This window comes from Pseudarthrobacter sp. NIBRBAC000502770, assembly GCF_006517815.1.
Classification (GTDB): Bacteria; Actinomycetota; Actinomycetes; order Actinomycetales; family Micrococcaceae; genus Arthrobacter; species Arthrobacter niigatensis.
This window is the reverse complement of record NZ_CP041198.1, coordinates 631,599-653,257: the sequence shown is the minus strand read 5'-3', so window position 1 is coordinate 653,257 and position 21,659 is coordinate 631,599. Positions and strand designations below refer to the sequence as shown.

The following is a 21,659-nucleotide window of genomic DNA, read 5'->3' as shown; positions in this document are numbered from 1 at the left end:
TGTAGGACCACTAGAGGAGAAGTCCGTGTCTACCACCAACAGCGCATCTGCAGCCTGGCTCACCCAGGAAGCTTTTGACCGCCTGAAGGCAGAGCTGGACCACCTTTCCGGCGCAGGCCGGGCGGAGATCGTCCAGAAGATTGAAGCAGCGCGGCAAGAGGGGGACCTCAAGGAAAACGGGGGCTACCACGCGGCCAAGGAGGAGCAGGGCAAGATCGAAGCCCGCATCCGCCAGCTCACGGTACTGCTCCGGGACGCCCATGTGGGTGAAGCGCCTGCCGATGACGGCATCGTGGAGCCCGGCATGATCGTGGTTGCCAGGATTGCCGGCGATGAGGAGACGTTCCTGCTGGGGTCGCGCGAAATCGCGGGCGACTCTGACCTGGATGTCTTCAGCGAGAAGTCTCCCCTCGGTGCGGCCATCCTGGGACACAAGGAGGGCGAGACCCTCAGCTATGTTGCGCCCAACGGCAAGGACATCAAGGTGGAGATTCTCTCCGCCAAGCCCTACGCCGGCTAATACCGCCAGGACCGGCACGAAGCCGGTCCTGCAGAGAGCGGCGGCCGTCCCCCACCAGGGGACGGCCGCCGCTTTTATGTGCGCACGGTGTGCGGTGGGGAGGCGGGACCGGAGTCAGGCCTCCCGCGGAAGCACGGGGACACGGGGACGCAGCAGCAGCGCCGCCACTACTCCGCCGGCAGCGCCACCCAGGTGCGCCTGCCAGCTGACGTAGCCCGCTACAAAGGGAAGGGCACCCAGCAGGATGCTTCCATACCCCATGAAGAGGACAACTGCGAGCAGTATCTGCCGCCAGCTGCGGTTGAAGAACCCACGGACCAGGAGGAAGGCAAAGAGCCCGAAGACAAGCCCGGATGCGCCCACCGTGACACCGTCGCCGATGAGCCAGACGGCCACTCCGCTGCCGAGCCAGCTGAAGGCCAGCGCCGTGAGGAAGACCCGCAGCCCGGAAAGGAAGACCAAGAACCCGAAGATGACCAGGGGCAGGCTGTTGGACAGCAGGTGGTTCAGGTTGGCATGCAGCAGCGGGAAGGTGAAGATGTCCAGCAGCCCGTCGGCGCTCCTGGGCCGCAGCCCGAAGGTGCGCGTAAGGGCGCCCAGCATCATCGTGTTCACCACTTCGATGGCGAACAGGAGTGCCACGAATCCGCCAAGCACCAGCAGTCCGGCTTTGGCGCGCGTCGCGATTGTCTGCCGGTCCGGGCCGCGCCCGCCGCTCCCCAGTCCGTCACCCAGCCCGGCCATGGCCGTTCCTAGTGCACGACAATCGGCTGGAAACCCTCGGCGCGAAGTGCACTGAGGACCTGCTCGCCATGCTGGTGGCCCTTGGTTTCGAGGTTTACGGTGATGGAGACATCGCCCATGCTGATGGAGCCGCCCACCCTGGTGTGGTCCAGGCCGGTGACGTTGGCGTCGTTTTCGGCGATGATGCGGGCGATGGTTGCCAGCGAACCGGGGCGGTCGTCGAGCATCATCCGCACGGTCATGTAGCGTCCGGCAGCGGAAAGGCCGCGCTGGATGACTTTCAGCATCAGCATCGGGTCGATGTTTCCCCCGGAAAGGACCACCACGGTGGATCCGGGGTTTTCAATCTTGCCGTCCATGAGTGCGGCGACACCCACTGCCCCGGCGGGTTCCACCACCATCTTGGCCCGCTCGAGCAGGAAGATCAGGGCGCGGGCCAGGGAGTCTTCACTGACGGTGACCACATCGTCAACCAGTTCGCGGATGATGCTGAAGGGCAGCTGTCCCGGACGTCCCACGGCGATGCCGTCCGCCATGGTGGAGACCTTCTTCAGGGGCACCAGCGCGTCAGCGGCGAGTGAGGGCGGGTAGGCGGCGGCGTTCTCCGCCTGGACGCCGATGATGCGGATCTCCCGGCCGAGTTCCCTGGCGCGGGCCTTGATGGCCACCGCGACTCCTGCCAGGAGCCCGCCGCCGCCCACGCCCATGAGGACCGTGTCGACGTCGGGGACCTGCTCCAGGATTTCCAGGCCTACGGTCCCCTGGCCTGCCACGACGTCCACATTGTCGAACGGGTGGACAAAGACCATGCCCGTTTCATCGCTGTAGCGCTGGGCTTCGGCGAGCGCCTCGTCCACGTTGTGCCCGTGCAGGATGACTTCGGCTCCATGGCTCCGGGTGGCGGCGAGCTTGGGCAGCGCCACGCCCAGCGGCATGTAGATACGGGCTTTGATGCCAAGGCTTTTGGCGGCAACTGCAACGCCCTGGGCGTGGTTGCCGGCCGAAGCTGCCACGACGCCCCGCTTTTTCTCTTCCGGGGAGAGCCGGGCCATGCGGACGTAGGCGCCCCGGACCTTGAAGGAACCGGCACGCTGCAGGTTTTCGCATTTGAAATGGACGTCGCCGCCCACCATTCCTCCCAGTGCCCGGGACGATTCAACGGGGGTGCGCGCAATGATCCCGTCAAGCAGCTTCTGCGCCTCAAGGACATCGTCCAGTGTGACGGGAAGGGTTTCAAGGATCTTCACGGACTACTCTCCTCTGGGTTTTGCCCCGGTGCCCTCCGGAGAGGCGGCGCGGGCATCACGGTGCTCGGATGACGTGCCGGTTTCCGGGCCGTTCCCGGCGTCGGATGCAGTTGGCGGTTCAACGTCCTCGATGGTGTTGTCCCCGCCCGCTCCGGCTGTGATGGGCCTCCCGGCGATTACCGGCACTTGTTCATGTTCCCACGTTCTGGCGGCAATGTAGCGAACGGCCGAGTTTGCTACGGCGAGAATCGGCACGGAGAACAGCGCGCCGGGAATGCCCGCGAGGTACGAGCCTGCCGCAACGCTGAGGATCACGGCGACCGGATGGAGTGACACTGCCTTGCCCATGACCAGGGGCTGCAGGATGTGGCCCTCGAGCTGCTGGACCAGCAGGACGATGCCCAGCATGATCAGGGCGTTCACGGGACCGTTGGCCACCAGGGCCAGGAGGACGGCTACGACGCCGGTCACCAGGGCGCCCACCACGGGGATGAAGGAGCCGAGGAACACCAGCACGCCCAGGGGAAGAGCGAGCGGGACGCCGATGATGGCGGCGCCCACGCCGATGCCCAGCGCGTCGACGGCGGCCACGAACATCTGGATGCGGGCGTAGCTGACCATGGATGCCCAGCCCTTGTGGCCGGCACCGAAGGTTGCTGCCCGGGCCTTGCGGGGAAGCATCCTGACCAGGAAGGCCCAGATCCGGTCCCCCTCCAGGAGGAAGAAGATCAGGATGAACAGCGAGAGCAGCATGCCGGCGGCGAAGTGTCCGGCAGTGCTGCCAAAGGACAGGGCGCCGCTGAGGATGCTGCTGCTGTTGTTCTGCAGTGCGTCGGTGGCGTCCTTGACGTACTGGTCGATCTGGGTGGCGGTCAGGTGCAGGGGCCCGCTGGACAGCCAGTCCTGGACCTGCCGGACGCCTTCGAGGGCCTGGGAATAGAGTTCGCCGAAACCGACCGCCAGCTGCCTGCCCACCAGTGCCAGCGCTCCGGCGATGACGCCGATGAAACCGATCACGGTCAGTGCGACGGCCAGTCCTGCGGGCAGCCCGCGGCGCTTCAGCCATGACGTGACTGGGCTGAGCAGCCCGGCAAGGAGTGCGGCCACCATGATGGGAATAATCAGGAGGGTGATGTGGCTGAGCAGCCACACCAGCGTCCCGGCCATCAGGAGGATCAGGCCCAGCCGCCACGACCAGGAGGCGGCGATGCGGATGCCGTAAGGGATGTCCTTGTCCAGTTCACGGTCGGTGAGCACCCGCAGGGGGGCCGCTGCGGTGGCAGGTGCCGGCACCGGGGGCACCGGTGCTGGATGGGCAAAGGTAACGTCGTCCTCTTGTGGCGTCATGTACCAATACTTCCCCAGCGCCGCTCCAATGGGAAACTACTGCCCTGCCGTGCCGGGGGTGTAGTCGATTCCCCATTCCATGCTGAAGGACTCCCCCGGCGCCAGCCACCGGAGGCCCTCGCCGGAGTTGAAGGCATTGGCCGGTCCCGTCATCGGCTCCACGGCGACCGCCCGCGTCCGGCCCGGATAGACCGTGCTCACGAAGACGTGGACGTACTGGCAGGATTCGTCCTGCCAGAGCGAGACGCTGCTGCCGTCACCCGCGGCCAGGGTATGCCTGGCCACACCCTCCTCAAAGCGGAGGTCCGTCAGGGCTACGTCCACCGCAAGGTCCGCGATGTGCCGGCCGGCCCGGAAATCAACGTCCCCGTCCACCGGGGCTGCACTGCGCGGGATGAGGCGCTCATCGGTTACCAGGCGGGTCCCGGCAGACACTGTCAACTGCAGGTCCCCGGTCGGAGTGTCACCGACCCGCAGGTAGGGGTGCGCGCCGAGGACGAAAGGTGCGGCCGCCGCACCGTCATTGGTGAGTGTCTGCCGGACCTGCAGCCCCAGGTCTTCCGAAAGCTGGTACTCCACCCGGTGCCGCACCAGGAACGGGTAGCCGTGCTGCGGAAACACGGTGGCCTCCAGCGCCACAGCGTGCGGGGATTCCCCGACCGGGACGTAGCCGGCATTTCGAAGCAGGCCGTGGCTGGCGTTGTTCCGGGACACTTCCGTGATGTCCAGTTGTTGCTTCTTGCCGTCGAGGAACCATTGTCCGTCCTCCACCCTGTTGGCCCAGGGAGCCAGCGTGATGCCGGCCCCGCCCGGTGCAATCTCGTCATCGCCGTAGGTCTCGGTCAGGAGGACCCCGCCCCGGCTAAACGAACGGAGGCCGGCGGCGAGTTCGGTCACTACGGCTACGGCGTCGCCGCGGCGGAGCTCGAATTGCCGGCCTGTGGCACAGGGCCGGGCTGGGGCGGGGGCCGTGGCTTCCCCTTTGGAAAAGGCAGTCATGGGGATTACCGTACAACGGGCGGCCGGGCACCTCCATCCCGCCACTCTGTTACTTTTTGTTCTTAACTATTCATTCTTGATCGTTTATGCCAAACTTTTTTCATGACAGGGATCACCAGCACCAATCTCTCCGACGGCCGGGAGCTGTTCTACTTCGACGACGCCGGCACCAGTGTCCCGCGTGCGGCTCACTTGACGACCGACCACCGCGGCCTGCCGCCACGGGCGGAACCCGGCGAAGTCCGTTTCGACGCACTGACCGACGAATGGGTGGCCATCGCAGCGCACCGCCAGGCCCGCACCCACCTGCCGCCGGCGGACCAGTGCCCCATCTGCCCCACCACCCCCGGGAATGCTTCCGAAATCCCTGCCGCCGACTATGACGTGGTGGTCTTCGAAAACCGGTTCCCCTCCCTGGGACCGGCGCTGGGACCGGTTCCGGAGGATGCCGCCTGGGGAACCAAGGGCCCTGCCTATGGCCGCTGCGAGGTGGTGTCCTTCACCCCGGACCACACCGGGGCCTTCAGCGGGCTGAGCCAGGAGCGGTCCCGGACCGTGGTCGAGGCGTGGGCGCAGCGCACCGCTGCCCTTAGCGCCATGGCGGGCATCCAGCAGGTGTTTCCGTTCGAGAACCGCGGCGCGGACATCGGCGTGACCCTGCACCATCCGCACGGACAGATTTACGCCTACCCGTATGTCACGCCGCGCGCCGGTGTCCTGGGCGCCGCGGCCCGGAGGTACTACGACGCCAAGGACGGCCGGGATACCCTCACCGGCTCACTGCTCCGCGCTGAGCGGGAGGATGGCAGCAGGATGGTGGTGGAAGGAAAGCACTTCAGCGCCTATGTACCCTTCGCTGCCCGGTGGCCGCTGGAGATCCATCTGGTTCCGCACCGCCAGGTCCCCGACCTCGCCGCATTGGGCGGGGAGGAGAAGGATGAACTGGCCCATGTCTACCTGGACCTGCTCAAGCGGGTTGACGCCCTGTATCCCACCCCCACCCCGTACATCTCGGCGTGGCACCAGGCGCCGCTGGACGCGGTCCTGCGCCCGGCGGGCTACCTCCACCTCCAGCTGACATCCCCGCGCAGGGCAGCCGATAAGCTGAAGTACCTGGCCGGGTCGGAAGCGGCGATGGGCGCCTTCATCAACGACACCACCCCCGAAATCGTGGCGGAACGGCTGCGCACTGTTGCCGTCCCGCCGTCGTCCACGCCTGCTGCCGCCCTTGCGGCCACCACGGAAGGAGTGCATGCGTGAGCCCCCAAAACCACCCCGATGCCGGAGCCGCCGCGCCACGGGAGCTGGCGGCCCGTTTTGAACAGGAGTTCGGCGCCGCTCCCGACGGCGTGTGGCAGGCGCCGGGGCGGGTGAACCTCATCGGCGAACACACGGACTATAACGAAGGCTTCGTGCTGCCCTTCGCCATCGACCGCACCGCCCGGGTGGCCGTGGCAGCCCGGCCGGACTCCGCCGTCCGCCTGTTGTCGACTTACGGCGACCAGGGCCTGGTCACCACCTCGCTGGAGTCACTGCAGCCCGGAACCGCCAAGGGATGGACCAAATACCCCCTGGGCGTCATATGGGCCCTCCGGGAACGGGGCATTGACGTCCCGGGCCTGGACCTGCTTCTCGACTCGAACGTCCCGCTGGGTGCGGGCCTGTCGTCGTCGCACGCCATCGAATGCGCTGTCATCACCGCACTCAACGACCTCACCGGCGCCGGGCTGGCAGCCGAGGACATGGTGCTGGCGACCCAGCGCGCGGAGAACGACTTTGTGGGTGCGCCCACCGGAATCATGGACCAGTCCGCGTCCCTGCGCGGCTCAAAGGGGCATGCAGTCTTCCTGGACTGCCGGGACCAGGCGGCGCGCCTGGTCCCGTTTGAAACCGAACCCGCAGGCCTGGTGCTCCTGGTGATCGATACCAAGGTGTCGCACTCCCACGCCGACGGCGGCTACGCCTCACGGCGGGCATCGTGCGAGCTCGGCGCCGAGGTCATGGGGGTGAAGGCCCTGCGGGACCTGGAGGTAGCGGACCTTGAGGAGGCAAGCGGGCTGCTGGACGAGGTCACGTTCCGCCGGGTGCGGCACGTGGTCACCGAGAACCGCCGGGTGGTCCAGGCCGTGGAGCTGCTGGGCGGCCCCGGCCCAGGCGCCATCGGCCCCCTGCTGGACGCCAGCCATGCATCCATGCGGGACGATTTTGAGATTTCATGCCCTGAACTGGATCTGGCCGTGGACACCTCCCGGGCCAACGGTTCCATCGGGGCCCGTATGACCGGCGGCGGGTTCGGCGGGGCAGCCATTGCCCTCACGCCGGTGCAAGCCGAACAAAAGGTGCGTGACGCCGTCGTGAAGGCTTTCGCGGACGCCGGGTTTGCGGCCCCGGACATCTTCACGGTTTTCCCTGCAGCCGGAGCCATGCGGATCGCCTAGGCGGGCCTCGCGTTAAATGGCCGTGGGCCCCACCGGTTCGGTGGGGCCCACGGTCCTTTGGAGTACGACGGCGGAAGTTGCCGGGGTGCCTAGTCGTCGCCGCGCAGGATGGCCAGCAGGCGGATGATCTCCACGTACAGCCAGACCAGCGTGACCGTGAGGCCGAACGCTGCCGTCCAGGAGAACCGCTGCGGGGCGCCGCTGCGGACGCCCGCCTCGATGCTGGTGAAGTCCATGATCAGCGAGAAGGCGGCGAGGCCGATGGCCAGCAGGCCGATGAAGACGCCCAGCGGGATGCCGAAGATCTCGACGGAGGTGCGCAGGCCGAACGGGCTCTGCACGGCGCCTGTCCACATCATGACCATGTTGATCAGCGCGAACACGGCATAGCCGATAAGGGCGATCATGAAGAACCGCATGGCCTTCGGGGTGGCCCGGACCTTGCCGCTCTTGAAGAGGACCAGGGTCACGGCGAACACCGAGAGTGTGCCAATCACGGCCTGCAGCCCGACACCGGGGAACATGCCGTCCAGGATCCGGGTCAGGCCGCCCAGGAACAGGCCCTCCAGGGCAGCGTAGGCCAGGATCAGTGCCGCCGAGGGCTGCTTCTTGAAGGTGTTGACCAGTGCCAGGACGAACCCGCCCAGGGCACCGACGAGCATCAGCAGGGAAGCCAGCCCCTGCGCCACCACCAGGGTGACTGCTGCGCCGGCGATCACCGCGGCGAGGCAGGCGGCGGTCTTCATGATGACGTCGTCGAACGTCATCCGGCCGGTGTCCGCCGGGCCTGCCGACGGCTGGCTGTACATCTGCCGCAGCTGTTCGTCCGTCATGCTCTGCGGCTGGGTGCCCCAGCCCTGCTGGGGATACGGCTGCTGGCCGTAGGGAACCTGGCCGTACGGCTGTTGGCCGTAGGAAGCGCCATAGGGAGCCTGCGGGACAGGCGGTGCCTGGGTGGCTCCACGGAAACTCTTTCCGTTGAAGATCGGGTTGCCGCCAAGTGCCATTGCGGGATTCCTCCATGTGGGTGTGGGTGATGAGCTTTTTGTTACGCTACCAATTCCCACGTGGGGGGCGACGCGAAAGTTCCCATGGGGCCCGGTTGCAACCGAACCGTGACCGTTGCCACGGTTGGTACCCGGGCCCCATCAGGAGGGCTAACCCACGCCCAGGTACGCCTCCTTGATGGAGGGGTCCTCCAACAGCTGCCTGCCGGTGCCGCTGTGGGTGATCTCCCCCGTCTCGAGCACGAATGCCCGGTGTGCTCCGGCCAGGGCCTGGTTGGCGTTCTGCTCCACCACAAGGACGGTGGTTCCCTGGTTGTTGATCTCCTTGATGATCTTGAAGATCTGGCGGATGAACTGTGGCGCAAGGCCCATGGAGGGCTCATCGAGCAGCAGCAGTTTCGGGTTGGACATAAGGGCCCTGCCGATGGCAAGCATCTGCTGCTCACCACCGGACATGGTTCCCCCGTACTGCTTCTCCCGCTCCTTCAACCGCGGAAACAGGTCGAAGACCCGGTCCAGGTCCTTGGGCACTCCACTTCTGTCCTTCCGCCCGAACGTTCCCATGTCGAGGTTTTCCATGACGGTCATGCCAGGGAAGATGCCGCGTCCTTCCGGGGCCTGGGAGATTCCGTGCACCACCCGGATGTGGGCCTTCATCTTGGTAATGTCCTGGCCCTCGAAAGTGATCCTGCCCTCGGAGCAGTTCAGCAGGCCCGAGATGGTCCGCATGGTGGTGGTCTTGCCGGCACCGTTGGCACCGATCAGCGCCACCACTTCGCCTTCGTCGACGGTGAAGGAGATGTCCCTGAGGGCCTGGATGCGGCCATAGTGGACTGAAACTCCCGCAAGTTCAAGCAACGTCATCTTCAGGCTCCCCTAGGTAAGCAGCAATAACACGCGGGTCTTCGCGGATTTCGCGGGGCAGTCCGTCCGCGATCTTCTTCCCGAATTCCAGCACGACGATCCGGTCGGTCACGCCCATGACGAGTTTCATGTCGTGCTCAATCAGCAGCACGGTGTAGCCCTCGTCCCTGATGGTGCGGATGAGGGCCATCAGTTCCTCTTTTTCGGCCGGGTTGAAGCCGGCTGCGGGCTCGTCCAGGCAGAGGACCTTCGGGTCAGTGGCCAGGGCCCGGGCAATCTCAAGCCTGCGCTGGTAGCCGTAGGGCAGCTGCCGGGACAGGACATGGGCATGGCTGCCGATGCCCACGAAGTCCAGCAGGGCCATGCCGCGCTCGATGGCCGACTTTTCCTCCTTGATGTGGGTGGGCAGGCGCAGCAGCGCTCCGCCGACGCTGGTCCGGTGCCGCGCGTCCAGGCCCACCACCACATTCTCCAGCGCGGTCATCTCACCGAACAACCGGATGTTCTGGAACGTGCGGGACAGGCCCAGCCGGGTGATCTTGTGCTGCTTGATGCCGTTCAGGACCTGCCCCTCCAGCACCACTTTTCCGCTGGTGGGCTTGTACACGCCGGTCATCGCATTGAAGCAGGTGGTCTTCCCGGCGCCGTTGGGCCCGATGAGGCCCAGGATCTCGCCGCGCTTGATGTTGAAACTGATGTTGTCCAGGGCCACCAGGCCGCCGAACTTGATGGTCAGGTTCTGCACCTCCACGATGTTGTCGCCCACCTTGACCGCGATGTCGCGGTCCGGGGCGACCTTCTCGGCCAGTTCCTGGTCCACGCCGGCCTCGGCAAGGGCGTCCATGTCCAGCTCCGGCGCGATCGGGGCCACCGAATCCTCCTGAACCTGGCTGGCCTGGTCCGCGCTGTGCCGGCCCGGGCTTTGCTGCGCCGGCTGCTCCTCGACGCTGCCGGAGCCCGCGTGCCTTTCCTCGGAGCTCATGCCTCCGCTCCTCTCTGTCCGGCCACCGGTGCTTCGGGGCCGGCCGGTGGATTGTGTTTGTCTTTCGGCGCCGAACCTTCACGGCTGGTGACCTTGTTCAGCGCCGTCCTGCCGTAGGCAAGCAGCCGCTGCCGCGCGGGCAGGAGCCCTTGGGAGCGGAAGATCATGATCAGCACCAGCGCGATCCCGAAGATCAGGTACTTGTACTCGGCGATGGCCGTGAACCTCAACGGGATGTAGCTGACCAGCGCTCCACCCAGAATGGCGCCCACCTTATTGCCGGCACCGCCCAGGACGACGGCGGCGAGGAACAGGATGGAGGTGGTGACGTCGAACTTCTGGTTGTTGACGAACCCCACCTGCCCGGCGAAGAGTGCACCGGAAAGCCCGCCGACTGCAGCGCCGATGGCGAAAGCCCACACCTTGTACTTGAAGGTGGGAACACCCATGATTTCCGCCGCGTCCTCATCTTCGCGGATGGCAATCCAGGCGCGGCCCACCCGGCTGCGTTCCAGGTTGCCCACCAGGAGGGTGACGATGATGATGATGGTCAGGGTCAGCCAGTACCAGGGCACACCGTTTGAGTTGGAGAAGATCGGCGTTCCGTCGGCACCGTCACCCGGCGGGTGGCCGACGTTCTGGAATCCCACCTGGCCCTTCATCGCAGGAATGATGGTGGCCAGGATGCGGATGATCTCCCCGAAGCCGAGCGTCACGATGGCGAGGTAGTCGCCCCTGAGCCGGAGTGTAGGCACGCCCAGCATGACACCGAAGAACATGGTGACTGCCATGGCCACCGGAAGCGTCCAGAGGTAAGGGATGTGCAGGTAGGGCGAATCCGGGCTGGTCAGCATGGCGGCAACGTACGAACCCACCGCAAAGAAGGCGACGTACCCAAGGTCCAGCAGGCCGGCGTATCCGACCACCACGTTGAGGCCGACGGCGATGAGCGCGAACCGGGCCATGTCGAAGCAGGCCAGCGCGAAGTTGTTGCCGGGCTCCGTGGTGATGATGGGCGGGTTGAGCAGCGGAAGCAGGTAGGCCAGTACCACGACGACCACCAGGAAGGCCCACTGCTGTTGGCGGGACAGGGCGTGCCAGCGGTCCGAAAGGTAACCGGTCGTGCGCTTTCCGCTTGGGCGGTGGTCGCTCTTGCCTGCGGCTTTCTCGGAAGCTTCACGTTCCTCGGCTGCCTGCTGGGCTGCAGCGGTCTGCAGCGGCGTGGGGCCGTCCGTCATACTCATGCTTTGCTCCTTCCAAGGGAGGTGCCCAGGATGCCTTCAGGCCGCAGCAGCAGCACGAGCACCAGCACCACGAACGCCACGACGTCGGTCCACTGCGAGTTGCCCAGCAGGATCTGGCCGTAGTTGCCGATCAGGCCAAGCAGCAGGCCGCCCAGCAATGCCCCCCGGACGTTGCCGATGCCGCCGAGCACCGCGGCGGCAAAGGCCTTGATGCCCAGGACGAAGCCACCGCTGTACTGGACACCGGACGGAATTTTCATGACGTAGAACAAGGCGGCGGCTCCTGCGAGGAGGCCTCCGATGACGAAGGTGGTAATAATGATCCGCTCTTTGTTGACGCCCATCAATGTGGCGGTGTCAGGATCCTGGGCAACGGCCCGGATGCCGCGGCCGGTGCGGGACTTGCTGATGAACCTGTCGATGCCCACCATCATGATCACGGCGGCGATGATGATCACCAGCTGCTGCGAATCGATGATGGTGCCGAAGACGTCGAAAATGGGGGTGGGCCGGAACATGGTCAGGGCCAGTTCGGGGCTGGGACCGCGCCAGAGGTAAATGAGGTACTGGATGGTGAAGGAGGCACCAATGGCGGTGATCAGGAAGACCAGGCGGGGCGCGTTCCGTTGCCGCAGGGGCTTGTAGGCGATCCGCTCCAGCAGGAACGCTGTCACGGCGGATGCCAGCATGGCCAGGACCAGCGCCAACAGCAGGTTCAGGATGATGGCCCAGATGTCGAGCCGGGGAGCTGAGGGGCCGAAGCCTAGGCTGCTGAGGGTAAAGAAGACGGCGTAGCAGCCAACGATGAACACTTCCGAGTGCGCGAAGTTGATCAGGTTCAGGACGCCGTAAACCAGGGTGTACCCCAGCGCCACGAGCGCATAGATGGCCCCGAAGGTAAGGCCGTCAAAGGTGGCACTCCAGAAGTTCTGGGCCAGGGACGGTATGTCGAAGGTGATCCAGTCGTTTTCCGTCGGGAGTAGTGGGACAAGAGAGGGAAGCATGGGAACATCCTGATCCAGTTGCACGCGGCCTTGTGGGCCCGGCCGTGGGACTTGTGTCTATTGACGTTGCTTGGTCCTGGGCTGCGCCAAGCGAAGAAAAGGCTGTGGGGGCCCGCTGATGCTGGCCCCCACAGCCGGTTCATGCGTGGTTGCTAGTCCCCAATGGGACCGACCGGAACGATCTTTCCGTTCTCCACCTTGTAGCCGTAAACCGTGGGGGCCTGGAGCTCGCCCTTGGCATCCCACTTGTAGTGCTTGCTGAGTCCGTCCTTGTCATAAGCCTTGACCCAGGCCAGCAGGTCAGCACGGCTCTGCTTGCCGGCGTCGATACCGGACAGGAGGACGGTTGCGGCGTCGTAGCCTTCGATGGAGTACGTTCCGGGCTCGGCTCCCTTGGAAACGTCCTTGTAGGCCGATGCGAATTCCGGAATCAGCTCACCCGGGAGGCACGGGCAGGTGAAGTACGCGTTGTTGGACGCGTCACCGGCCTGCTTGATGAACTGGTCGTCCTTGACGCCATCAGGTGCCACGAACGTTCCGGTGAAGCCCTTTCCAACCAGCTGCTGGTCGAACGGGGCGCCCTCGGCGTAGTACCCGGAGTAGAACACCGCGTCTGCCTTGGCATTCATGATCTTGGAGATGACCGCCGAGAAGTCCTTCTGCCCTGTGGTCACCTTTTCCGTCCCGGCAAGGGCACTGCCCAGGCCTGCGGAGGTGGAGGTTCCCAGGCCGATGCCGTAGTCGGAGTCATCCTGGACCAGGTACACCTTCTTCGCGCCGAGCTTCCCGGTGAGGAACTTGGCGGCTGCGGGGCCCTGGACGGCGTCATTGCCGAGGCCCCGGAAGAACGTGGTCCAGCCGTTGCCGGTCAGGCCGGGGTTGGTGGCCGACGGGGTGATGTGGACCAGGCCCTTCTGCTCGAAGATGTTGCCCGTGGCCTTGGATTCACCGGAGAACGGCAGGCCGACCACACCCACGATGTCAGACTCGCTCACCAGCTGGGTGACGGGGCCGGTGGCCTTGTTGGGGTCACCTTCAGTGTCGAACTTCTTGAACTGGACCTGGCACCCCGGGTTGGACTTGTTGTGCTGGTCGATGGCCAGCTGGATGCCGTTGAAGATGTTGACGCCGAGCTGGGCATTGGGGCCGGTCTGCGCGCCTGCGTAGGCGAGAGTGGTGGTCGAGGGGCAGGTCGCCTTCCCGTCGCCGGCAGGCTTTACCGCACCGGCAGGGACATCGACTTTCGAAATGGCGGGGATGTTCACCTTGCCGGACGAGCCTGAGCTTTCCGTGGTGCCGGGGCCCGCCTGGTTGGCACAGGCCGACAGCAGCATGCTGAATGTGGCTGCTGCTGCCAACGAGGTGAGGACTTTCTTTCGGTACATTTGTCTGCCTTCCGAAACAGGGCCATGCGATGCGCGTGCGGATCAATGGGGCGCTTCGGCGCCCGGAATGGGACCAGGAATTCCTGATTTAGGTTCAAGCTAGTGCATAGACAGCAGCGAAACTGAGTGACAGAGGTCACAGCCTTATAACAGTCGTTGCCTATGCGGAATTAAACGCAGGAAGCCGCCTGCTGTGCAGGCGGCTTCCCGGTGTGCAAACCCTCAGGGCGCCGGAAGGAACAAGGTGTACCCCAGGTGGGACTCGAACCCACAACACGCGGATTTTAAGTCCGCTGCCTCTGCCAATTGGGCTACTGGGGCGCCGGGTCCATGGTACCTGCCCGGGACGCGTTGGCTGGAAACGCCGACAGCGGCCGTTCCCTGCAAAGGGGACGGCCGCCGTCGGACGGTGTCAAGCGTGGTGGAACAAATGCGCTACTTGGCGTTGGCCGCCACGGTTTCCTTGGGAGCGGCGGTGGCCGTGGCGCTGGAGCCGCCAGCCGGCACTGCTGCGGGCGCAGCGGCTGGCTTGGGGGCGGGAGTGGCCGCCGAGACGAAGGCACCGCGCGGGTTGTCCAGGTCCATCAGCTGCGTGGTGTCGCGTCCGGCGAAGAAGCCGATGATCCAGTTCAGGATGACGCGGAACTTGCGCTCCACCGTGGGCATGGCCATGCCGTGGTAGCCGCGGTGGGCCAGCCAGGCGAGGCCGCCCTTGAGCCCGATCCGGCCCAGCAGGTTGATGTTGGCAACACCCTTCCACTCGCCGAAGCCGGCCACTGCACCAAGGTTCTTGTGCTTGTAGTCCGCCAGGGGCTTGTCCCAGCGGGAAGCCCACAGGTTCTTGGCGAGGCGCTTGGCCTGGCGCAGGGCGTGCTGGGCGTTGGGGACGCAGGTTCCGTCCGGCAGGCCCTTGCCCGTGAGGTCTGGAACTGCGGCGATGTCGCCGGCTGCCCAGGCGTTCTCCACGATGCCTTCGTCGCCTGCGATGCGCAGGTCCGGCAGGACGCGGACGCGGCCGCGGGGCTCGAGCGGGAAGTCGGTGGAACGCACCATCGGGTTTGCCTGCACGCCGGCGGTCCACACCAGGGTGTCTGCCTCGAACTCCTGGGCAGGGGTCTTGTCCGGAAGGTTGATCAGCTTCAGGGTGCCTTCGGCGCTGTCCAGCGAGGTGTTCAGCAGGACCTCGATGCCGCGGCTGCGCAGGTGCTCAACCACCCAGTCGGCCTGCTTGGCGGTGACCTCGGGCATGATGCGGCCCATGGCTTCGACCAGGACGAAGCGGACTTCCTCCTGCTTGATGCGGGGGTTGTTGCGCACGGCGGCGCGGGCGAGGTCTTCCATTTCCGTGATGCACTCGATGCCGGCGAAGCCGCCGCCGACCACCACGAAGGTGAGCGCCCGGGCGCGTGCCGCGGGGTCCGTCATGGTGGAGGCAACCTCGATGCGCTCCAGGAGCTTGTTGCGCAGGGCAACAGCTTCCTCGATGGTCTTCAGGCCGATGCCCTTGTCCGCCAGGCCCTTGATGGGGAACGTGCGGGTGATGGCGCCGGCTGCGAGGACGACGTCGAAGTAGGGAACCTCGAAGTTCTCGCCGCCGTCGGCAGGAGCCACCACAGCCGTCCGGTTGACGTGGTCGATCGACGTGACGCGGCCCTGGATGAGCTCGGTCTGCTTGAGGTGCTGGCGGTGGGAGACCACTGCGTGGCGGGCTTCGATGTTGCCACCTGCCACCTCGGGGAGGAAGGGCTGGTAAGTCATGTAGGGCAGGGGATCAACGACGGTGACGATGCCACCTGCATTCGCGATCTTCTTCTGCAGTTTCAGTGCTACGTACAGGCCGACGTACCCGCCGCCGACGACGAGTACCCTGGGACGGTCCTGGAGCTGTGGGGTGGTTGCCATTGTTCAAGGATACAGGAGTTTGTGAAAATCTTCACTAGCCGTCGGACGCCTCCGTAACCTGCTGGTTCCGGGGTGCTTGCACGCTTTCCATCACCCCGGTATCCGGTTCTTCAACGGCCAGGGAGCCGTTGCGGGCAGCCCTGCGGAGCTGGATGGCAGCGGCCGCGATGATCACCACGAAAAGGACGGCAAAACCGATCACGACGGCGGCGCCAATGGCGCTGTCCCGCTGTGACGGGGCCTTGGCGGCGGGAACGGTGGCTTCCGGCAGCGTGGGTGCGGCGCTGGGCACTGGCGTCGCGGTTGGGAGCGGGGCTGCAGGCGCGGCGTTGCCGCGCCGGTGCACGCGGATCCACTCGGCGATGGTGCCCAACGGATTGACGGTGGCCTCCGGGACGTCGGCCTTGAGCGCCGCCTCGGCATTGAGGATCCCGTAGCCGTACAACGGATCCTTGCCCGGGGCCCCGGCGTCCTGGGCGGTGGAGACGATCCTGTTGATGACCTGTTCGGCGCTCATGTCCGGCCACTTGGACCGGATCAAGGCGGCCACGCCGGCCACGATGGGGGTGGATCCGGACGTACCGGCCCATTCCGCGTAGCCGCCGCCGGGGAGGCCGCCGAGGAGGTTCTCGGCGGGTGCAGCCACCCCGATGCTGATGCCCTGCGATGACGCGTCCACGCTGGCCACGTTCTTGCGGTCCAGGCCGGCGACGGTGAGCACGCCGGGAATGGTGGCCGGGGCGCCTACCTGGGTGTTGCCGCCTACCCGGTTTCCGGCGGCGGCTACGATGACCACGTCCTTCTGTTCGGCGTAAAGGAAGGCGGCATCCCAGCTTTGCGGCCATTGCGGCGTGGTGCTGCCGAGCGAGATGTTGATGACCTTGGCGCCGTTGTCCACCGCCCAGCGCACCGCCTCCGGAATCTGGTCCTGGTCGCTTTTGCCGGACGGGTTGGCCGAACCGAGCCAGGTTGAGACGGAGAGCAGCTGCGCTTCGGGTGCCACACCCATGATGCCGTCCGGAGGAACGGCCGGTCCCGGGCTGGGACTGGGACTGGCGCTGGCGGGTTGGTGCCCGCGCCCTGCCAGCATGGTGGCAACGAGGGTGCCGTGTTCCGGCTTGGAGCCGACGCTCTTCTGGCCGTCCGGCTGGCCCGAGCCGGACGCGTCGTAGCCGCCCACAACGGAGCCTTTCAGGTCCGGGTGCTGGGCATCGATGCCGCTGTCGATGACAGCCACTTTCACGCCCGCGCCCTTCGACACCTCCCAGGCCTTGGTGATGCCCGAGTCCGCCAGCCAGTACTCCTTGTCCCGCCATTCGTCGGCACGCGCGGACGGGGCGGTAAACAGGCCGGCACAGAGGCAGCAGGCGGCCAGGAGGACCGCCACTGCGGCGGCCACGGCACGGGAGACAAGCGGGGTTGAAGCTGGGGTGGAATGCATGGACTACCCGATGCTCAGTGCGATGCCGTCAAGGATGTCGTGCTCGCTTGCCGTGGCTGCGGTGATCCTTCCGCCGGTCAGCTCCCCCATCCGTTCCAGGATGCGCCGCCATACCAGTCCCCCGGCACCGATGACGTCGACCCGCCCGGGGTGCATGTACGGCAGGGCTGCCCGGCCGGCGCGGGTCATGTCCAGCAGGTCGGTGGCGGCGTCGCCAATCTTCCGAATGGGAAGCGCCACGCCGTGGATGGCCTCCGGCGTATATTCCGGCAGGCGGAGCGCATGGGCGGTGATGGTGGTGACGGAGCCGGCCACCCCGACGACGGCGGTGGCGCGTTCCAGCGGCACGTCACGGCCGGCGCGGACCATGGCCTCGTCCACGTCGGCTTCCGCTGCGGCAATCTGTCCAGCGGTGGGCGGATCGTTGCGCAGGTGCCGTTCGGTCAGGCGGACACAGCCAATGTCCACGGACTTTGCGGCCGTGACGCCTGCGGCGGTGCCCAGGACGAACTCGGTGCTTCCCCCGCCGAGGTCCACCACGAGCACCTCCTGGCCGTCGAGGACGGGCAGGACGCTGCTGGCCCCGGCAAAGGACAATGCCGCTTCCTCGGCCCCGGAGATGACCTCCGGTTCCACGCCCAGCAGTTCCCTGACGCCGTCCACGAAGACACCCCGGTTGCGCGCGTCGCGGCTGGCGGACGTGGCAACGAAGCGGATCCGCGCTGCGCCGCGCTCCTCGATGAGGCGGGCATAATCGGCTGTTGCGGCGAGGGTGCGCTCCAACGCCTCCGGGGCCAGCTCGCCGGTGGCGTCCACGCCCTGCCCGAGCCGGACCACGCGCATTTCGCGGTGGACGTCGGTAAGGACCGCGCTGCCGTTGCTGCGGTCGATGTCGGCGATCAGGAGCCGGATGGAGTTGGTGCCGCAGTCGATGGCGGCCACGCGGGTCACTCTGGCACCCCCGTGGTTCCGGCGGATTTCCGGACCGGGGCGGGACGGCCCACGATCTCCGGCAGCCCTTGGGGCCCGTGGCGGCTCAGGTCGCGGGAAGGTGCCTCACCGGCGGTGTCCCAGGCGCCGTCGCAGTAGCACTTGTCAGCAGTCCACCACTCGCTGATCATCCGGATCGCTTCGTCGCCCAGGGGGTTGACTCCGCTGCCCGCGGCCAGGGAGTGGCCGACCAGGACGTGCAGGCACTTGACGCGGGTGGGCATTCCGCCGGCGGAGACGCCGTCGATCTCCGGCACCGGGCCGATGCCCGAACGCTGCCCAATGGCTTCGCGGGCGGCGAGGTACTCCTCGTGGGCTGCCCTGTAGGCCGCGGCCAGCCTGTCGTCACCGGCCAGCTGGTCGTTCATGCTGTTCATGACCCCGGCAGCTTCAAGCCTGGAAACCGCGGACGTGATCACCGGGTGCGTCAGGTAGAAGGTGGTGGGGAACGGTGTGCCGTTGCTGAGGCGGGGTGCGGTGGCCGCCACGAGCGGGTTGCCGCAGACGCAACGGGCCGGAATCTCCACGACGTCGCGGACGGGGCGTCCCAGCTGCCTGCTCAGTACTTCAAGGTCGTGTGCTGTTGGTTGGCGGGATTCGTCCCGGGCGGCTGCCGTGTTGTGTTCCACTGTCGCGGGCCGTCCTTCCTGTGCGGTTCAGTCTGTGGCCGCGCGCCTGATGGACTCCCACAGGGAATCCACCCACGGCAGATCGGCGGGGTCTTGTGCTGCTGCGCCGGCGGGACTACTGCTTTCTCCGGCCGGCTCATCGCTGCCAAAAACCCAGTAGCCGGTTTCGCCCGGCATAACCATGTTAATGCGGTCGCGGGCCTGCTGCTTGACGTAGTTGGGGTCCTGCCAGCGTGAAACCTGCTGCCGGAGGGCATCGCCCTCGGCCTGGCGTGCAGCGATGTCGGCATTCAGGGCGTCGATTTCGGCCTTCTTGTCGAAGAAAATCTTGACCGTGGGCGCCAGCATGATGGTAATGGCCACCATCACGACAGCCAGAGCCAGCATGCGGCCGGAAAACGCCTTGGCGGGGACGGGATGCTGTTCCTCGTCGGCGCGGCCGGGATCCTTGCCGTCAACGGGACTGCTGCCCTTGCGCGCGGCGGAGGGCTTCGGAGATCTGGCCTCCCCTGCCGTCCCAGCGCGCTGCCCGGCGGTTGTCCGCCCGTGCCGGTCCGTCGGTGGTGCAGGGGCCGCGGCGGCACTGCCCTTGGCCGGCCGGAAATCCGCCCGGATGACCTCGGCACCGGCGGAGGATCCGTCGTCGGCCGTTTCCTTGGCTGGACGGGTGGGGGCGACCTTGGGAACTTTGGGGCGGCGGGTAGCCATGACACTCCTGAAACGCAGCCTGCCGGGCCGCCACTATCTGTGCTGGACAGTCCCGGCAGGCAAACACTGCTGGAACAGATGCTGCTGTAAACAACAGCGGTGGCTATGGTCTTTCAACCATAGCCACCGCTGAAGGGATTAGCCGGTTACTAGCCCTTGAAACGCGGGAACGCGCTGCGGCCGGCGTAGCGTGCGGCGTCGTCCAGTTCCTCTTCGATGCGCAGCAGCTGGTTGTACTTGGCGACGCGCTCGGAGCGGGCAGGCGCGCCGGTCTTGATCTGGCCTGCGTTGGTGGCCACAGCAATGTCGGCGATGGTGGTGTCCTCGGTTTCGCCGGAGCGGTGCGAGGTGATGGTGGTGTACCCGGCGCGCTGGGCCAGGCTGACGGCGTCCAGGGTCTCGGTCAGGGAACCGATCTGGTTGACCTTGACCAGCAGGGAGTTGGCGGTCCTGGTGTCGATGCCGCGCTGCAGGATGGACGGGTTGGTGACGAAGAGGTCGTCGCCCACCAGCTGGACCTTGTCGCCGATGGCGTCGGTGAGGGTCTTCCAGCCTTCCCAGTCGTTCTCGTCCAGCGGGTCCTCGATGGACACCAGCGGGTAGTCGGCAACAAGTTCGCCGTAGTAGGCGCTCATGTCGCTGGCGGACAGGGACTTGCCTTCGAACTGGTAGGCGCCGTCCTTGTAGAACTCGGAGGAGGCAACGTCCAGGGCCAGGGCGATGTCCTTGCCCGGGGTGTAGCCGGCGTTCTTGATGGCTTCGGTGATGAGGTCCAGGGCTGCGCGGTTGGACGGCAGGTTGGGCGCGAAGCCGCCCTCGTCACCCAGGCCGGTGGACAGGCCCTTCTGCTGCAGCACGGACTTGAGGTTGTGGTAGACCTCGACGCCCCAGCGCAGGCCCTCGGAGAAGGTCTCGGCACCGATGGGGGCGATCATGAATTCCTGGATATCGACGTCGGAGTCGGCGTGGGAGCCACCGTTGAGGATGTTCATCAGTGGCACGGGCAGGACGTGGGCGTTGGGGCCGCCCAGGTACTTGTACAGGGGCAGGTCGGCCGAGGCTGCGGCTGCGTTGGCGACGGCCAGGGAGACGCCGAGGATGGCGTTGGCGCCGAGCTTGCCCTTGTTGGGGGTGCCGTCCAGGTCCAGCATGGCCTGGTCGATGCTGCGCTGGTCGGTGGCGTCGAAGCCGGTCAGTGCCGGGGCGATCTGGTCGATGACGGCGTCGACGGCCTTCTGCACGCCCTTGCCGAGGTAGCGGCCCTTGTCGCCGTCGCGCAGTTCGACGGCCTCGTGCTCACCGGTGGAGGCGCCGGATGGAACCGCCGCGCGGCCGATCTGGCCGTCGGACAGCAGGACTTCAACTTCGACGGTGGGGTTGCCGCGGGAATCGAGGATCTCGCGGGCGTGGATGGCATCGATAAGCGCCATGAATTTGCTCCTTATGGGCGATTAACGGGGGGAATCAGGCAGAAAACTCGACGTACTCGTCAGGGTCCAGCCTAGTCGAGAGTGCTCCGGGTTACTCAAACCGGTCAAGGCCGGGACGTCATGATGGCGCGGGGTCACTTTCGCCCCACTGGCCACGCCGGTAGCGGCGGACAGCGTCCCGCAGGGCGCGCTCAGCGTCCATCCCGCTGTCCCGGGCAGAACGGACGACGGCGAGCAGCAGGTCTCCGAGCTCCTCCTCGCTTCCAGGCACGGGAGCCCCCTCGGGGAGCTCCAGCCCGGCGCGTGCTGCACGGTCCAGTGACTTCTGCGCCCTGGCCAGCGCCGGGAGTGCCTGCGGGATGCCTTCGAAGGGGTCCTGCCGTTCCGGCTTTTCTGCCCGCTTGACGGCATCCCACTTCTGCTCGATCTCCGCCACGGTTGCCGGGAAGGTATCCTGCAGGGATCCGTCGGGCCGGAAGACGTGGGGATTCCGGCGGACCATCTTGGCTCCCAGGCCGCGCGCCACGTCGTCGAACGTGAAGGCTCCGCGCTCCTCCGCAAGGCGGGCGTGCAATACCACTTGGAGCAGCACGTCGCCCAGCTCGCCCTGCAGTTCGGCGTCGGGGTGGCCTTCCTCGATGGTCTCGGCCACTTCGTAGGCCTCCTCGAGGAGGTACTCCACCAGCGAAGCGTGCGTCAGGGCGCCCATCCAGGGGCAGTGTTCGCGCAGTTGGGCAATTTGGCCCAGCAGTTCTTCGGTTGCAGGACTGCCGGGCCG

The 21,659-nt window shown here is 66.4% G+C and carries 20 protein-coding genes and 1 tRNA gene; 3 read left to right on the top strand and 18 right to left on the bottom strand.

The window, feature by feature from the left end; all coding sequences use genetic code 11:
- Positions 1–25 precede the first annotated feature (25 nt).
- Entirely contained in the window at positions 26–520 is a 495-nt protein-coding gene (gene greA, locus NIBR502770_RS03395) for a transcription elongation factor GreA (RefSeq protein WP_141161181.1), read from the top strand.
- Positions 521–634: 114 nt separating this feature from the next.
- On the opposite strand, the gene NIBR502770_RS03390 is transcribed toward greA, so the two are convergent.
- The 4 genes from NIBR502770_RS03390 to NIBR502770_RS03375 are packed head-to-tail and all read right to left on the bottom strand — an operon-like array spanning position 635 to position 4,857.
- A complete protein-coding gene (locus NIBR502770_RS03390; RefSeq protein WP_141181032.1) occupies positions 635–1,264 on the bottom strand; it encodes a rhomboid family intramembrane serine protease in 630 nt (209 codons plus the stop codon).
- Between the two features lie 8 nt (positions 1,265–1,272).
- Positions 1,273–2,511, bottom strand: a complete 1,239-nt coding sequence (ilvA, locus tag NIBR502770_RS03385; RefSeq protein WP_141161183.1) for a threonine ammonia-lyase — start codon at positions 2,509–2,511, stop codon at positions 1,273–1,275.
- A gap of 3 nt (positions 2,512–2,514) precedes the next feature.
- Positions 2,515–3,858 carry an AI-2E family transporter gene (locus NIBR502770_RS03380; protein ID WP_246857384.1) on the bottom strand — a complete coding sequence of 448 codons (1,344 nt, stop codon included), beginning with the start codon at positions 3,856–3,858 and terminating at the stop codon, positions 2,515–2,517.
- 36 nt (positions 3,859–3,894) lie between these two features.
- Positions 3,895–4,857: an aldose 1-epimerase family protein gene (locus NIBR502770_RS03375; RefSeq protein ID WP_141181031.1), complete on the bottom strand. Its 963-nt coding sequence runs from the start codon at positions 4,855–4,857 to the stop codon at positions 3,895–3,897.
- 102 nt (positions 4,858–4,959) lie between these two features.
- Between NIBR502770_RS03375 and galT the strand changes: the two genes are divergently transcribed.
- Together galT and galK are read left to right on the top strand one after the other, a co-directional pair.
- Positions 4,960–6,117: a galactose-1-phosphate uridylyltransferase gene (gene galT, locus NIBR502770_RS03370; protein ID WP_141181030.1), complete on the top strand. Its 1,158-nt coding sequence runs from the start codon at positions 4,960–4,962 to the stop codon at positions 6,115–6,117.
- Complete coding sequence (galK, locus tag NIBR502770_RS03365; RefSeq protein ID WP_210418907.1) at positions 6,114–7,295, top strand: galactokinase; 1,182 nt, start codon at positions 6,114–6,116, stop codon at positions 7,293–7,295. Before galT ends, galK begins: the two co-directional genes overlap by 4 nt.
- Positions 7,296–7,384: 89 nt before the next feature.
- Here the strand turns inward: galK and NIBR502770_RS03360 are convergent, their stop codons facing one another.
- From NIBR502770_RS03360 to NIBR502770_RS03295, 14 genes are all read right to left on the bottom strand, one after another.
- Positions 7,385–8,302 carry a Bax inhibitor-1/YccA family protein gene (locus tag NIBR502770_RS03360; RefSeq protein ID WP_141181029.1) on the bottom strand — a complete coding sequence of 306 codons (918 nt, stop codon included), beginning with the start codon at positions 8,300–8,302 and terminating at the stop codon, positions 7,385–7,387.
- A 150-nt stretch (positions 8,303–8,452) separates the two neighbouring features.
- Positions 8,453–9,160: an ABC transporter ATP-binding protein gene (locus NIBR502770_RS03355; RefSeq protein ID WP_370871405.1), complete on the bottom strand. Its 708-nt coding sequence runs from the start codon at positions 9,158–9,160 to the stop codon at positions 8,453–8,455.
- Positions 9,153–10,148: an ABC transporter ATP-binding protein gene (locus NIBR502770_RS03350; protein WP_141181028.1), complete on the bottom strand. Its 996-nt coding sequence runs from the start codon at positions 10,146–10,148 to the stop codon at positions 9,153–9,155. Before NIBR502770_RS03350 ends, NIBR502770_RS03355 begins: the two co-directional genes overlap by 8 nt.
- Complete coding sequence (locus NIBR502770_RS03345) at positions 10,145–11,392, bottom strand: branched-chain amino acid ABC transporter permease (RefSeq protein ID WP_141181027.1); 1,248 nt, start codon at positions 11,390–11,392, stop codon at positions 10,145–10,147. Before NIBR502770_RS03345 ends, NIBR502770_RS03350 begins: the two co-directional genes overlap by 4 nt.
- A complete protein-coding gene (locus NIBR502770_RS03340; RefSeq protein ID WP_141161190.1) occupies positions 11,389–12,396 on the bottom strand; it encodes a branched-chain amino acid ABC transporter permease in 1,008 nt (335 codons plus the stop codon). The genes NIBR502770_RS03345 and NIBR502770_RS03340 overlap by 4 nt, the downstream gene beginning before the upstream one ends.
- Positions 12,397–12,548: 152 nt before the next feature.
- Positions 12,549–13,781: a branched-chain amino acid ABC transporter substrate-binding protein gene (locus tag NIBR502770_RS03335; RefSeq protein WP_141181026.1), complete on the bottom strand. Its 1,233-nt coding sequence runs from the start codon at positions 13,779–13,781 to the stop codon at positions 12,549–12,551.
- Positions 13,782–14,028: 247 nt separating this feature from the next.
- Positions 14,029–14,102: transfer RNA gene (locus NIBR502770_RS03330), tRNA-Leu, on the bottom strand.
- Between the two features lie 114 nt (positions 14,103–14,216).
- Positions 14,217–15,683, bottom strand: a complete 1,467-nt coding sequence (locus NIBR502770_RS03325) for an NAD(P)/FAD-dependent oxidoreductase (protein WP_141161192.1) — start codon at positions 15,681–15,683, stop codon at positions 14,217–14,219.
- Positions 15,684–15,717: 34 nt separating this feature from the next.
- Positions 15,718–17,124: a S8 family serine peptidase gene (locus tag NIBR502770_RS03320; protein ID WP_141161193.1), complete on the bottom strand. Its 1,407-nt coding sequence runs from the start codon at positions 17,122–17,124 to the stop codon at positions 15,718–15,720.
- A gap of 3 nt (positions 17,125–17,127) precedes the next feature.
- Positions 17,128–18,075, bottom strand: a complete 948-nt coding sequence (locus tag NIBR502770_RS03315) for a Ppx/GppA phosphatase family protein (protein ID WP_141181025.1) — start codon at positions 18,073–18,075, stop codon at positions 17,128–17,130.
- Entirely contained in the window at positions 18,072–18,743 is a 672-nt protein-coding gene (locus NIBR502770_RS03310) for a DUF501 domain-containing protein (RefSeq protein WP_141181024.1), read from the bottom strand. The genes NIBR502770_RS03315 and NIBR502770_RS03310 overlap by 4 nt, the downstream gene beginning before the upstream one ends.
- 27 nt (positions 18,744–18,770) lie before the next feature.
- The gene (locus NIBR502770_RS03305; protein WP_141181023.1) at positions 18,771–19,451 is read right to left on the bottom strand and encodes a septum formation initiator family protein; all 681 of its coding nucleotides are present in this window, start codon (positions 19,449–19,451) and stop codon (positions 18,771–18,773) included.
- A gap of 149 nt (positions 19,452–19,600) precedes the next feature.
- A complete protein-coding gene (gene eno / locus NIBR502770_RS03300) occupies positions 19,601–20,881 on the bottom strand; it encodes a phosphopyruvate hydratase (RefSeq protein WP_141181022.1) in 1,281 nt (426 codons plus the stop codon).
- A gap of 118 nt (positions 20,882–20,999) precedes the next feature.
- Positions 21,000–21,590 carry a MazG nucleotide pyrophosphohydrolase domain-containing protein gene (locus NIBR502770_RS03295; protein WP_141183296.1) on the bottom strand — a complete coding sequence of 197 codons (591 nt, stop codon included), beginning with the start codon at positions 21,588–21,590 and terminating at the stop codon, positions 21,000–21,002.
- Positions 21,591–21,659: the final 69 nt, after the last annotated feature.

Coding starts and splice junctions, on each gene's coding strand:
- NIBR502770_RS03390 (WP_141181032.1), bottom strand. CDS start 1,264: ATGGCCGGGCTGGGTGACGGACTGGGGAGCGGCGGGCGCGGCCCGGAC.
- NIBR502770_RS03380 (WP_246857384.1), bottom strand. CDS start 3,858: ATGACGCCACAAGAGGACGACGTTACCTTTGCCCATCCAGCACCGGTG.
- NIBR502770_RS03375 (WP_141181031.1), bottom strand. CDS start 4,857: ATGACTGCCTTTTCCAAAGGGGAAGCCACGGCCCCCGCCCCAGCCCGG.
- galT (WP_141181030.1), top strand. CDS start 4,960: ATGACAGGGATCACCAGCACCAATCTCTCCGACGGCCGGGAGCTGTTC.
- NIBR502770_RS03360 (WP_141181029.1), bottom strand. CDS start 8,302: ATGGCACTTGGCGGCAACCCGATCTTCAACGGAAAGAGTTTCCGTGGA.
- NIBR502770_RS03350 (WP_141181028.1), bottom strand. CDS start 10,148: ATGAGCTCCGAGGAAAGGCACGCGGGCTCCGGCAGCGTCGAGGAGCAG.
- NIBR502770_RS03345 (WP_141181027.1), bottom strand. CDS start 11,392: ATGAGTATGACGGACGGCCCCACGCCGCTGCAGACCGCTGCAGCCCAG.
- NIBR502770_RS03340 (WP_141161190.1), bottom strand. CDS start 12,396: ATGCTTCCCTCTCTTGTCCCACTACTCCCGACGGAAAACGACTGGATC.
- NIBR502770_RS03335 (WP_141181026.1), bottom strand. CDS start 13,781: ATGTACCGAAAGAAAGTCCTCACCTCGTTGGCAGCAGCAGCCACATTC.
- NIBR502770_RS03325 (WP_141161192.1), bottom strand. CDS start 15,683: ATGGCAACCACCCCACAGCTCCAGGACCGTCCCAGGGTACTCGTCGTC.
- NIBR502770_RS03320 (WP_141161193.1), bottom strand. CDS start 17,124: ATGCATTCCACCCCAGCTTCAACCCCGCTTGTCTCCCGTGCCGTGGCC.
- NIBR502770_RS03305 (WP_141181023.1), bottom strand. CDS start 19,451: ATGGCTACCCGCCGCCCCAAAGTTCCCAAGGTCGCCCCCACCCGTCCA.
- eno (WP_141181022.1), bottom strand. CDS start 20,881: ATGGCGCTTATCGATGCCATCCACGCCCGCGAGATCCTCGATTCCCGC.
- NIBR502770_RS03295 (WP_141183296.1), bottom strand. CDS start 21,590: ATGGGCGCCCTGACGCACGCTTCGCTGGTGGAGTACCTCCTCGAGGAG.